At 36.1% G+C, this 13005-nt stretch carries 12 protein-coding genes; 10 read left to right on the top strand and 2 right to left on the bottom strand.

All coding sequences use genetic code 11. The features are described from left to right. Positions 1–27: 27 nt before the first annotated feature. Both pyk and MHH42_RS23245 read left to right on the top strand, forming a co-directional pair. Complete coding sequence (gene pyk / locus MHH42_RS23250; RefSeq protein ID WP_001232683.1) at positions 28–1785, top strand: pyruvate kinase; 1758 nt, start codon at positions 28–30, stop codon at positions 1783–1785. 198 nt (positions 1786–1983) lie between these two features. Continuing rightward, positions 1984–2373, top strand: coding sequence for an FxsA family protein (locus tag MHH42_RS23245; protein ID WP_000871649.1), 390 nt, complete (start codon positions 1984–1986; stop codon positions 2371–2373). A 533-nt stretch (positions 2374–2906) separates the two neighbouring features. Here MHH42_RS23245 and ytvI read toward each other — a convergent pair. Continuing rightward, positions 2907–4031: a sporulation integral membrane protein YtvI gene (gene ytvI, locus MHH42_RS23240; protein ID WP_340894238.1), complete on the bottom strand. Its 1125-nt coding sequence runs from the start codon at positions 4029–4031 to the stop codon at positions 2907–2909. Positions 4032–4464: 433 nt separating this feature from the next. Between ytvI and MHH42_RS23235 the strand changes: the two genes are divergently transcribed. From MHH42_RS23235 to MHH42_RS23215, 5 genes are all read left to right on the top strand, one after another. Then, positions 4465–4926 (top strand): DUF441 domain-containing protein, encoded by a 462-nt coding sequence (locus tag MHH42_RS23235; RefSeq protein ID WP_000625507.1) that lies wholly within the window; start codon positions 4465–4467, stop codon positions 4924–4926. A gap of 421 nt (positions 4927–5347) precedes the next feature. Further along, entirely contained in the window at positions 5348–6463 is a 1116-nt protein-coding gene (gene citZ, locus MHH42_RS23230; RefSeq protein WP_016109178.1) for a citrate synthase, read from the top strand. A 160-nt stretch (positions 6464–6623) separates the two neighbouring features. Next, positions 6624–7916 carry an NADP-dependent isocitrate dehydrogenase gene (gene icd / locus MHH42_RS23225; protein ID WP_000206907.1) on the top strand — a complete coding sequence of 431 codons (1293 nt, stop codon included), beginning with the start codon at positions 6624–6626 and terminating at the stop codon, positions 7914–7916. A 19-nt stretch (positions 7917–7935) separates the two neighbouring features. Beyond that, positions 7936–8874 (top strand): malate dehydrogenase, encoded by a 939-nt coding sequence (gene mdh / locus MHH42_RS23220; RefSeq protein WP_000153227.1) that lies wholly within the window; start codon positions 7936–7938, stop codon positions 8872–8874. A 216-nt stretch (positions 8875–9090) separates the two neighbouring features. Next, the gene (locus tag MHH42_RS23215; protein ID WP_000914174.1) at positions 9091–9564 is read left to right on the top strand and encodes a MaoC family dehydratase; all 474 of its coding nucleotides are present in this window, start codon (positions 9091–9093) and stop codon (positions 9562–9564) included. A gap of 56 nt (positions 9565–9620) precedes the next feature. Here MHH42_RS23215 and MHH42_RS23210 read toward each other — a convergent pair whose 3' ends face one another. After that, a complete protein-coding gene (locus tag MHH42_RS23210) occupies positions 9621–9752 on the bottom strand; it encodes a hypothetical protein (protein ID WP_001241584.1) in 132 nt (43 codons plus the stop codon). Positions 9753–9852: 100 nt separating this feature from the next. On the opposite strand from MHH42_RS23210, the gene MHH42_RS23205 reads away from it, so the two are divergent. From MHH42_RS23205 to phoR, 3 genes are all read left to right on the top strand, one after another. Then, positions 9853–10089, top strand: coding sequence for a hypothetical protein (locus MHH42_RS23205; protein WP_001267375.1), 237 nt, complete (start codon positions 9853–9855; stop codon positions 10087–10089). Between the two features lie 159 nt (positions 10090–10248). Then, the gene (gene phoP, locus MHH42_RS23200; RefSeq protein ID WP_001065218.1) at positions 10249–10968 is read left to right on the top strand and encodes a two-component system response regulator PhoP; all 720 of its coding nucleotides are present in this window, start codon (positions 10249–10251) and stop codon (positions 10966–10968) included. Further along, positions 10961–12724, top strand: a complete 1764-nt coding sequence (phoR, locus tag MHH42_RS23195; protein ID WP_016109177.1) for a sensory box histidine kinase PhoR — start codon at positions 10961–10963, stop codon at positions 12722–12724. The genes phoP and phoR overlap by 8 nt, the downstream gene beginning before the upstream one ends. The last annotated feature ends 281 nt before the right edge of the window (positions 12725–13005 follow it).

Here is a 13005-nt window from a genome sequence, read left to right as displayed (position 1 = left end):
CGGTTTCATAATTTTCGGAGGTGCAATATGCGTAAAACTAAAATTGTATGTACAATAGGTCCTGCTAGTGAAAGTATTGAGAAATTAGAACAATTAATGGAAGCGGGTATGAACGTTGCTCGTTTAAACTTCTCTCATGGTAGCCATGAAGAGCACGGCGCTCGTATTAAAAACATTCGTGAAGCTTCAAAGAAAACTGGTAAAACAGTTGGTATCTTACTTGATACAAAAGGTCCAGAAATCCGTACTCACGACTTCGTAGACGGACAAGCTGAACTTGTAACAGGTGCAGAAGTAGTTCTTTCTACTGAGCAAGTATTAGGTACTGCAGAGAAGTTCTCTGTATCTTATGCTGGTCTTTATGATGATGTAGACCCAGGTTCTCGCATTCTAATCGATGACGGTCTTATCGAGCTAGAAGTAATCGAAAAAGCTGACGGAAATATCCGTACAAAAGTTTTAAACAGTGGAACTGTAAAAAATAAAAAAGGTGTTAACGTACCAAACGTAAGCATTAAGCTTCCTGGTATCACTGAAAAAGACGTAAAAGATATCATCTTTGGTATCGAGCAAAAAGTTGATTTCATCGCAGCATCTTTCGTTCGTAAAGCATCTGACGTATTAGAAATCCGTGAATTACTAGAAGAGCATAATGCTCAATACATCCAAATCGTACCAAAAATCGAAAACCAAGAAGGTATCGACAATATCGATTCAATCTTAGAAGTTTCTGACGGTTTAATGGTAGCTCGTGGTGATATGGGTGTGGAAATTCCACCAGAAGAAGTACCTTTAGTGCAAAAACGTTTAATCAAAAAATGTAACGTATTAGGTAAACCAGTTATTACTGCAACGCAAATGTTAGATTCTATGCAACGTAACCCACGTCCAACTCGTGCGGAAGCAAGTGACGTAGCTAACGCAATCTTCGATGGTACGGATGCAATCATGCTTTCAGGTGAAACTGCTGCTGGTCAATATCCAGTAGAAGCGGTAACAATGATGGCTAACATTGCAGTACGTGTTGAAAAATCATTACAATACGAAGATATGTTCAAAAAACGTATTAAAGAGTTCACTCCAACAATTACAGATGCAATTAGCCAATCTGTTGCGCATACAGCACTTGCTCTTGATGTAGCTGCGATCGTAGCTCCAACAGAAAGTGGACATACTGCGAAAATGATCTCTAAATATCGTCCGAAATCTCCAATCGTAGCTGTAACATCTGACGAGCAAGTAGGACGTCGTCTTGCGCTTGTTTGGGGTGTACAAGCATTTATGGCTGGGAAACGTGCAGCGTCTACTGACGAAATGTTAGATACTGCGATTCAAACAGGTATGGATGCGGGTCTAATCGGACTTGGAGACACTGTAGTAATCACTGCGGGTGTTCCAGTTGCTGAAACTGGTACAACAAACTTAATGAAAATCCATGTTGTTGGTGAAGAAGTTGCTAAAGGACAAGGAATCGGTCGTAAAGCTGCAAAAGGTAAAGTAGTTGTAGCAAAAACAGCTGCTGAAGCTGTAGCGAACGTAAACGAAGGTGATATCCTTGTTACAACAAGCACTGATAAAGATATGATTTCTGCAATCGAAAAAGCTGCTGCTTTAGTTGTAGAAGAAGGTGGCTTAACTAGCCATGCAGCTGTTGTAGGCGTATCAATCGGTATTCCTGTTATCGTTGGTGTAAACGGCGTAACAGCAACTTTAAAAAATGGCCAAGAAGTAACAGTTGATGCGGCACGCGGAATTGTTTATAATGGACATGCGGAAGTGCTATAAGAAGTAATACGGAGAGAAGGAGCGGAGTCCTTCTCTTTTTTTTACACAAAAACATGATAGAACTATTTTAAAACGTCTAAATTTGCTTTTACAAGCTGCTTGTTATGAAGTTTAATGTGAATGGGTGTCTTACTTCTGTTTAGTCTATATGAGCGTTTTAGGGGTCTTTAAAGCGATTTGTGAAAGGGGTGCAGAACTATGAAATGGTTGTTATTCTTGTTGATTTTAATACCGGCGGTTGAGATTACGGTATTAATTGGGTCGAGTCATGTAATAGGGTTATGGTCTACGTTCGCTATGATTGTATTTACTGGTGTTGTAGGTGTATATTTGGCGAAAAGGCAAGGGTTTAAAGTGCTTAGAGAGATTCAATCTAAGTTGAATAGAGGAGAAATGCCAGGCGAGGCAGTACTAGATGGTATTTTTGTATTTGTAGGAGGTATTCTTTTAGTGCTTCCTGGATATGTGACGGATGTAATGGGGTTTATTTTTGTTGTCCCTTTTACTAGGGCTTTATTGAAGCCGCTTGTTATGAAGTGGATGGAATGGAAGTTTAGAAAGAGATCTACTATTATTATTCAGAAGTAGTGCTTAGATTATAGCGATCTAAGCACTACTTTTTTTATTCTGCAAAAAGCCTGATTGGTACGGGTTAATAATTAGTGGGGGATGAACAAAACCTGATTGATTAAAGTTTCACTTTATTGTGTAGGATATATATTTCTGATTGAACATGTAAATTGGATACTATTTGTTCTTAATGAATAGGATGTAGAAAAAATCCGCTATATTGAAGTTTTATTTTTGTGTATGAAGGATCGAGGAACGTAATGAAATCTGATAAAAGCAGGGAAATCGTTAGTTGAAGCCTTATCTTATACTGGTTTGTATATTTATTCATTTACATAAAAAGTAATAAATGTAAGTAATAATTATAAAATAAATAGAATAAAAATGTATTTTAGGTTGAAAAATCCGTTTTTATATGCAAAAAAACAAGAGAATTATCCTTTTTTGGGCAATTCTCTTTTTGCATGTAGTTAGTATGAAAAAGAAGTACAAGGAATAATGAGTGGGAAATTGCACTCATTATTCCTTAAGTTTTTTGTGTGAATTAGAAATTATTGTTTTGAAGAGGGTGAACCTTTAATGTATTTCCACAAGTCATGGAAGACATGAGCTTTGTGTAATGTATTAAGTAGTACTAATGTGACTGGACCGATGATTAATCCTAAGAAACCGAAGAGCTTAAAGCCGATAAATAGAGCGACTAGTGTCGCTAATGGATCAAGACCAATATTAGATGAAAGCACTTTAGGTTCCATAATTTGTCTTTGGACAATCACGACGATGTATAGAATGAGAAGACCGATGGCGAATGCAGTGTCGCCAGTGAAAAATACGTATATAACCCAAGGGACGAAGACGGCTCCTGTCCCTAAGTATGGGAGTAAATCTACAACACCTGTAATAATCGCGATAGTAATGGCGTATGGTACGCGTAATATTAAAAGTCCGATTAGTACAATAACGGTTGTCATAGATACGAGTGTAAGTTGCGCTTTAACAAAACCGAACAAAGCTTTTCTTAAATCGACAAAAATAGTTTTTCCGTAGCCATGTACACGATTCGGTAGAAGTTTTCTTGCTTTTTGAGCAAGACGGTGCCAATCGTAACTAATGAAGAAAGTGGCTAATAAAATGAATACAAGAACAGTTAGAGTTGTTGGTAATGCACTAATGAAATTTGTTAATCCACTTATAATAGCTGTTAAAAGTTCTTTCATTTGTGTTGTTGCTTCAGTTCCTAAGTTTTGGATGTTTTTTGTAATTGTATAACGCTGCGGTTCTCCAAGATGATTAAATTTAGAAATTAAATCGTCATAGAGAGGCATAATATGATTAAGTGCAAATTGCTCTGCGAATTTAACGATATCCGGAAACTTTACTGTAACAAGTTGTAGTAAGTATGTTGTGGCAGATATTGCTTCTGTTACAAGGTATGTAACAAGCCCGACGATAGCTCCGAATACGAGAATTAAGCTAACGAGTACTGCTAGTGCGCGAGGGAATTGTAGTTTTTGATTAAGGAAATTGACGACAGGATTAATCAAATAAGCAAATGCAAAAGCGATAATAAAAGGATAGATAAGTCCTGACATGTATAGTAATACATAGAACCCAGCTACCGTTGCTACAATGACAAATATGAGTCGCAATATCATATATAGTAAGTTTCGGTTCAAAGATGTATACCTCCCATTCCAATTTGTATTAGCCTAATTCGTTCAACTTATAACGAGTAGCATTCACTGATTAAAGTTTCACTTTTATGTTATAGTGGAATGATGGATTTTCCCTGCTTTTTCAGTACATGAACGACTGTAAAAGCTTGTTGATGATGCTTCTACTATATGGTAAAAACTTCATTTTCTCTTCTTTTTATTTTACCTGTTTCTTGTTAGAAAAGAAAGGAGAGACCATCGTTTTCAAAAATGTATATATGCTTTGATTTTTTTGGGTTACAGTCTCGTTTTGTAAGTTAAAAATGCATACAAAAATGAAATTGTTGGCTTATTCTCATTGGCAAATAGACATCGATATGACATGTATAACGATAGGTTTAAAGGTATTTTTGTTTGGAAGCGAGTTCATTATTTTCAGAAAGGAAGTGCAAACATGATTAGTCAGTCAACGTTATTTTTATTCATACTACTTATTATAGGACTTATTGCTAAAAACCAATCGCTTACTGTAGCCATTGGAGTGTTATTCTTATTGAAGTTTACGTTTTTAGGAGATAAAGTCTTTCCTTATTTACAAACGAAAGGGATTAACCTTGGTGTAACAGTCATTACAATAGCAGTGCTCGTACCGATTGCGACAGGGGAAATAGGCTTTAAACAACTCGGAGAAGCAGCGAAATCATATTATGCATGGATTGCTTTAGCCTCAGGTGTGGCGGTCGCTTTGTTAGCGAAAGGCGGCGTACAATTATTGACGACGGACCCTCATATTACAACTGCGCTTGTTTTTGGGACGATTATAGCGGTTGCCTTATTTAATGGGGTGGCTGTAGGCCCGTTAATTGGGGCTGGAATTGCCTATGCAGTTATGAGTATTATACAAATGTTTAAATAAGGAATTTTATAGTAATATAAAATTTTTGAATTCTTTCTGTTCACAAAAGTCAGATAATTGTTTATAATAGAATTAGAAACTTTGAAAAGTTACATAACAGCAGAGACTTTACACCAGATAAAATAAAAACAACATAAAACAATTTTATAATGATATTGTTTTATGTTGTTTTTATCATAAAACTCTTCGGAATTCATTTTCCTCACTAACTTGTTGTTCTGAGCGTGAGGATTCGGGGAGACATTCACGCTCATGCTTTCCATGTAAGCAATGGACATTAAGAGGGGAACATCGCAACAAATGTGCATGATCGTGCATTTTGCTTGCCTAAAGAGTGAACGGGCGTTCATAATTCATAAGGGGAGCAAATAGATATAAGGAGCAAGGTTGGGAGAATTTTTCAGGAAAAGGAGAGAATGTCATGACTGTTATTCGAGGTTTAGAAGGGGTAGTAGCAACAACATCATCTGTGAGCTCTATTATTGATGATACATTAACTTATGTTGGGTATAATATTGATGATTTAGCTGAGAATGCTACATTTGAAGAAGTAGTGTACTTATTATGGCACCGCAAGCTTCCTAACGAACAAGAACTAGCGGAATTTAATGAAACTGTATCAGAATACTATAAAGTGCCAGGTGAAATTTTAACATATTTAAAACAAGTAGATTTAAAGATCGCACATCCTATGTCTGTTTTACGAACTGCAATTTCCATGCTATCATTATACGATGAGAGCTCTGAAATTATGGATGAAAAGTCCAATTATTTGAAAGCGGTTAAATTACAAGCTCAAGTGGGAACTTTAATTGCCGCTTATGCAAGAATCCGTAAAGGTTTAGATATTGTTGAACCGAGAAAAGATTTATCATTAGCTGCAAACTTCTTGTACATGTTAAATGATCGTGAGCCAAATGAAGTTGAAATTGAAGCTTTTGATAAGGCGCTTGTACTTCATGCAGATCATGAGTTAAACGCTTCTACATTTACTGCACGTGTTTGCGTAGCTACACTTTCAGATGTATATTCTGGTATTACTGCAGCAATCGGTGCGTTAAAAGGTCCTCTTCACGGCGGGGCAAATGAAAATGTAATGAAGATGTTAACTGAAATTGGCGAAGAAGAAAATGTAGAATCATATATTCATAATGCTCTTCAAAATAAAGTGAAAATCATGGGCTTTGGTCATCGTGTGTATGAGCAAGGTGATCCACGTGCAAAACATTTACGTGAAATGTCTAAGAGATTATGCGTGCTTTTAGGAGAAGAGAAATGGTATAATATGTCTATCAAAATTGAAGACATTGTAACAAAAGAAAAAGGTCTTCCACCAAATGTTGATTTCTATTCAGCTTCTGTATACCATTGTTTAGGAATTGACCATGACTTATTTACACCTATTTTTGCAATTAGCCGTATGTCAGGCTGGTTAGCTCATATTCTAGAACAATATGAAAACAACCGTTTAATCCGTCCGCGTGCTGATTATAATGGACCAACACATCAAGTATATGTTCCAATTGCACAACGATAAGCGAAAAACACTATTTCGATAGTAAAAATACGCTTTCAAAAGTCTGATTTTTTTGGGAAGATGTAATGATTAGAATATTTTAATTTGACTAACGGTTTGAACTGAGGGGTTATTCCCTCAGTTTCATACATATGAAATTTCAAACATGGGGGTTATCACATTGACGACAGGTGAAAAAATTACTGTAACTAATGGTGTTATGAATGTACCAAACAATCCGATTATTCCATTTATCGAAGGAGATGGAATTGGTCCTGATATTTGGGAAGCTGCATCTCGCGTACTAGAAGCAGCAGTAGAAAAAGCTTATGATGGTGAGAAGAAAATCGTTTGGAAAGAAGTGCTTGCAGGGGAAAAAGCATTCAACCAAACAGGCGAGTGGTTACCAGAAGAGACTTTAAATTTAATCCGTGAATATTTAATCGCAATTAAAGGTCCACTTACAACTCCAGTTGGCGGTGGTATTCGTTCTCTAAACGTAGCGCTTCGTCAAGAATTAGATTTATACGTATGTCTACGTCCAGTTCGTTATTTTGAAGGTGTTCCTTCACCTGTAAAACGTCCGGAAGATACTGATATGGTTATTTTCCGTGAAAATACAGAAGACATTTATGCTGGAATTGAATATGCACAAGGATCTCCAGAAGCAGAAAAAGTTCTTGCTTTCTTAAAAGAAGCAATGGGTGTTAATAAAATCCGCTTCCCAGAAACATCTGGTATTGGTATTAAACCAATTTCAGAAGAAGGGACAAAGCGTCTTGTTCGTGCTGCAATTCAATATGCAATTAACGAAAAACGCTCTTCTGTTACATTAGTTCATAAAGGAAACATTATGAAATTTACAGAAGGTGCTTTCAAAAACTGGGGTTACGAAGTTGCGGAACAAGAATTCGGCGATAAAGTATTTACTTGGGCTGAATATGATCGCATCGTTGAAAAAGATGGCAAAGATGCAGCGAATAAAGCGATGGCAGACGCAGAAGTGGCTGGAAAAATCATTGTAAAAGATTCTATTGCAGATATCTTCTTACAACAAATTTTAACTCGTCCACGTGAGTTCGATGTTGTTGCAACAATGAACTTAAATGGAGACTACATCTCTGATGCACTTGCTGCACAAGTAGGTGGAATTGGTATTGCACCTGGTGCAAACATTAACTATGTGACTGGACATGCTATCTTTGAAGCTACACATGGTACAGCTCCAAAATATGCAGGTTTAGATAAAGTAAACCCGTCTTCTGTTCTTCTTTCTGGTGTATTATTACTAGAACATTTAGGATGGAATGAAGCTGCGAAATTAGTAACTGATTCAGTTGAGAAAACAATTGCATCAAAAGTAGTAACATACGACTTCGCTCGTCTAATGGAAGGCGCAACAGAAGTGAAATGTTCTGAATTTGCTAATGAGCTTATTAAAAACATGGATGTAGCGATAATCAAAAACGCATAATTAAAGTGGGGGGTAAATTATGACAATCAAACGCAAGAAAGTTTCAGTCATCGGTGCAGGATTTACAGGAGCAACAACAGCATTCTTATTAGCACAAAAAGAACTTGCAGATGTTGTATTAGTGGACATTCCACAACTGGAAAATCCAACAAAAGGGAAAGCGTTAGATATGTTAGAAGCGAGCCCAGTACAAGGTTTTGATGCTAACATTATTGGAACATCTGATTACGCAGATACTGCTGATTCTGACGTTGTCGTTATTACAGCAGGTATTGCACGTAAGCCTGGTATGAGCCGTGATGACTTAGTAGCAACAAACTCTAAAATTATGAAAAGTATTACGCGCGACATTGCAAAACATTCACCAAATGCGATTATTGTTGTATTAACAAATCCAGTTGATGCAATGACATATTCTGTATTTAAAGAAGCAGGATTCCCGAAAGAGCGTGTTATCGGGCAATCGGGCGTATTAGATACAGCTCGTTTCCGTACATTCATTGCACAAGAATTAAATTTTTCTGTGAAAGACATTACAGGATTTGTTCTTGGTGGACACGGTGACGACATGGTACCTCTTGTACGTTATTCCTATGCGGGTGGCATTCCGTTAGAAACGTTAATTCCGAAAGAGCGTTTAGAGGCAATTGTAGAACGTACACGTAAGGGTGGCGGAGAGATTGTAGGCTTATTAGGAAACGGTAGTGCATATTACGCACCAGCGGCTTCTTTAGTTGAAATGACAGAAGCAATCTTAAAAGATCAACGCCGTGTATTACCGGCTATTGCGTATCTTGAAGGTGAATATGGTTATAGTGACCTTTACTTAGGGGTACCAGTAATTCTAGGTGGTAACGGAATTGAAAAAATTATTGAATTAGAACTTCTTGCAGAGGAAAAAGAAGCGTTAGATCGCTCTGTAGAATCTGTACGTAACGTTATGAAAGTTCTTGTTTAATAATTAAATATAAGCGGAAAAAGATTCGGGGCCCCGAATCTTTTTCTACTATTTAATGAAATGTTTTTTTGAAATAATATGAAAACGCTATCATTTGTAGTATCCTATAATGAAACTGTAGATTTATACTATACATTGCCCTCATCATAGTAAATTTCGGATAAGGTATCGCTTTTAGTAGGATAATAAGGTGAAAAAATCGGAGGGGGTTGTAACATGTTAAAGAAAAAAGTTCAAATTGGTCGTAAAATGGATGAAATTACAGTAGGAGAGAAACTATCTATCACTGAAAAAATTGAGGATAAAGATTTGTTATTGTATTTAGGGCTAACGAATGATGCCAATCCATTATATATTCAGCATGATTACGCATCCCAAACTCCGTATGAAAAGCCGATTGTACCAAGCATTATGCTAACGGGAATGATTACAACGGCGGTTACGAAATATTTACCAGGTCCAGGTAGTCATATTATTAGGAAGGACCTTACGTTCGTGAAGCATGTTCACCATTATGAAACGTTACAAATCCACTTTGAAGTTGTGGCTGTTTCTGAGGAGGCACATACAATTGATATGCTTGTATCTGCTCATGATGAAAAAGGAGAAACGGTTGTTAAAGGTTCATTAACGGTAACGCCACCTTTTAAATCTGTTTCCATTATGGAAAAAGCATTAGATAATTTTTAAAACATGAAAATATGAATAGCGCTAGCATACCTTTAATAAGGGAGCTAGCGCTATTTTTAGTTGAAGAATCCTTCAGCGAACCCTGCAGCAAAATCTGAACAACCCGTTTTAATCGTATCCCAGCTTGGAGCGTTAAAAGTAAGAATACATGTTACTACTAAAGTTAGAATAGGTAGTACTAGTCGCATAATAGAACCTCCGTATATATAACATTCGTATATATTAATTATTATATGAAATTATCACATACTTTAATAACTGAAGTCAATTGAAGGAGGGATTTTTTAAGTGAGATGGAAAAGGGAAGACGTTATTTTTGAAACGATAAGAGAAGCTGAAGTGTGGGCAGACGGGATCGCGAATGAAATATACGGAAGGGTATTTGATGGATATGAAACACCGGACTATAAAATAGCGTATGTTCTATCTTTTTTCTTAGCACAAAATCGAGAATTCAATGTTCATACGGAAGTAGAATGTAATGAGAATATAGAATTGTATAAAGTGTGGATAGTAACACGTTAATTGAGCCGAGTGTAATTGTTTTTAGAGATAACGAGAGCATAATCTGAATCCATGAATAGACAATTATATTGAGGGGGGACCTGTTTTCTAGTATGATGAGAATAACGGGGAAAATACTAGGGTGAAGAAGGTTTCAAGTCTATAACTTGGAGGAAAAGAATGAACAATCGTATTTTAGTAGTTGATGATGAGGAATTTATCTTAACTTTAATTGAATTTAATTTACAACAAGCTGGTTTTGAAGTTATAACAGCGATGGACGGAGAAATGGCGCTTCAAAAAGCGACAACAGAACGTCCGGATTTAATTATATTAGATTTAATGCTTCCAAAAATGGATGGTATGGAAGTTTGTAAAGAATTACGATTGCAGCGTGTTATGACGCCGATTTTAATGTTAACAGCAAAAGATGATGAATTTGATAAGGTGCTAGGTCTTGAACTTGGGGCGGATGATTATATGACGAAGCCATTTAGTCCAAGGGAAGTTGTTGCTCGTGTGAAGGCGATTTTACGTCGTACGAAATTACAGCAAGAAGAGCAAGTTGCAGAAGCGCCAGATGAAGATAGCATCCTAATTGCAGACCTTAAAATTTTACCGGAGTTTTATGAGGCTTATTTCCAAGGAAGAAAGCTTGAATTAACCCCAAAAGAATTTGAACTACTTGTTTATCTTGCGAAAAATAAAAGTCGCGTGTTGACGCGTGATCAATTATTAAGTGCTGTATGGAATTATGATTTTGCTGGTGATACACGAATTGTTGATGTTCATATTAGCCACTTGCGCGATAAAATTGAAAAAAATACGAAAAAACCGACGTACATTAAAACGATACGTGGTTTAGGATATAAATTAGAGGAGCCAAAAGGGGATGAATAAATTTCGTTCCAGGCTTCTTTTTACATTTGTTTCTCTTATTGTGTTTATTTTAGTTGGACTAGGTTTACTGTTAGAAACCGTGTTTGAAAACTATTATATAGATCATGCGAAAGAGAGAATGGTAAAAGAAACAGGATATGTTGCGGTATTAGCAGAAGAACAAGGTTTTGAGGATGTTTTAAAAAGGCCGTATGTATTTGAAAAGTTAGAAGAAAAAATACCAGCTTCTATTATATTTGTAGATGAAAAAAAGAAAGTTCAATATGGCAAAGGGCAACAATCTGCATTTAGTCAAGAGATGATTAAAGAACTTTCTGCCGAAACAGCGAAACAACGAAATAAAGTCATTACGAAAGAAACGGATCAGAAGAATGAATTTTATCATGCGGTGTTCGTTCAAGATGTAACAGGGAAACAAGGATACATTTTGGTGAAAAGTACAATTGAGCCTTTGAAAGATGTTCATCAAAAAACGTGGGGATTATTAATTATCGGATTTGTTATCGCTTGTCTTGTAGTCGTGTTTTTAGGTATGAAAATTACAGGGCAATATATTAGGCCAATTGAATCAGTTACGAAAGTTGCGATTGAATTAGCGAAGGGAAATTATAAAGCACGTGCTTATGAAAGTCATTCGGATGAAACAGGAATGCTGAGTAAAGCGATTAATATTTTAGCTCGTAATTTACAAGAGATGACACTTGAACAAGAAATGCAACAAGATCGTCTGCATACGTTAATCGAAAATATGGGAAGTGGAATGATTTTAATTGATAGCCGCGGTTATATAAACCTTGTAAACCGTTCTTATAAAGAGACTTTCCACGTAACAGATGAAGAATATTTAGATCGCTTATATTATGAATCGTTCCACCATACAGAAATTATAGAGCTTGTGGAAGAAATCTTTATGACAGAAGTGAAAGTGCGTAAACAAATGTTATTGCCACTTGGAATTGAGCGAAAGCATTTCGAAGTATATGGAGCGCCGATTATCGGGACGAACCATGAATGGAAAGGGATTGTTCTCGTATTCCATGACATAACAGAGTTAAAGAGATTAGAACAAATGAGAAAAGACTTTTTAGCAAATGTTTCTCATGAACTAAAGACGCCAATTACTTCTATTAAAGGTTTTTCAGAAACGCTCTTGGATGGAGCGATGGATAATAAGAAATTTTGCGAACATTTCTTACACATTATTTTAAAAGAAAGTGAACGCATGCAGGGGTTAATTGAAGATTTATTAGATTTGTCAAAGATTGAGCAACAAGGGTTTAAATTAAATATGGAAACCGTTGATATGAAGGGACTTATTGAAGATATTCATATGGTGCTTGACAATAAAGCAGGCGAAAAAGAAATCTCTTTACAAGTGAATGTATTAAAACGTGTCTCTGTCATTGGAGATCCTGGTCGTTTGAAACAAATCTTTATTAATTTAATTAATAATGCAATCGTATATACACCGGCTGGAGGCGTTGTTTCTGTTGAATTAGCAGAAGATAAATACAATGCTTATATAAAAGTATCTGATACTGGAATTGGTATTAGTAAAGATGAAATCCCACGTATTTTTGAACGTTTTTACCGAGTGGATAAGGCGAGAAGTAGAAATACTGGTGGTACAGGTCTTGGATTATCGATTGTAAAGCATTTAGTTGAGGCACATCACGGTACAATTACTGTGGATAGTGAAGTTGGGGAAGGGACAACATTTACAGTTGTTTTACCGAAATCGGCAACTGAAAAATAGGATGAAGGATATTTACAATATATTAACAATGGCTTAATTAAATATTAATAAAGCTCTGTTAATATAATACATGAAAACCCCTTCATCCAAGGAGTAATTTTGGACGAGAATAGTTATGCTGTTCTCGTCACTTCCCTTTATGCCAATATAAGTTTGATATATATGAAAGAAAAAAACCGTTATTTTTCTTCTCTCTATTAGTCATGTTAATATAGAGAGAGGAAAGGAACGGTTTTTTTTCTATGTGAAAATCGTTTCAAATTTGTATGGGGAGGTTTCTA

It is taken from the genome of Bacillus sp. FSL L8-0099, from assembly GCF_038006385.1.
Lineage (GTDB): Bacteria > Bacillota > Bacilli > Bacillales > Bacillaceae_G > Bacillus_A > Bacillus_A toyonensis.
This window is presented reverse-complemented; position numbering and strand designations above follow the sequence as displayed.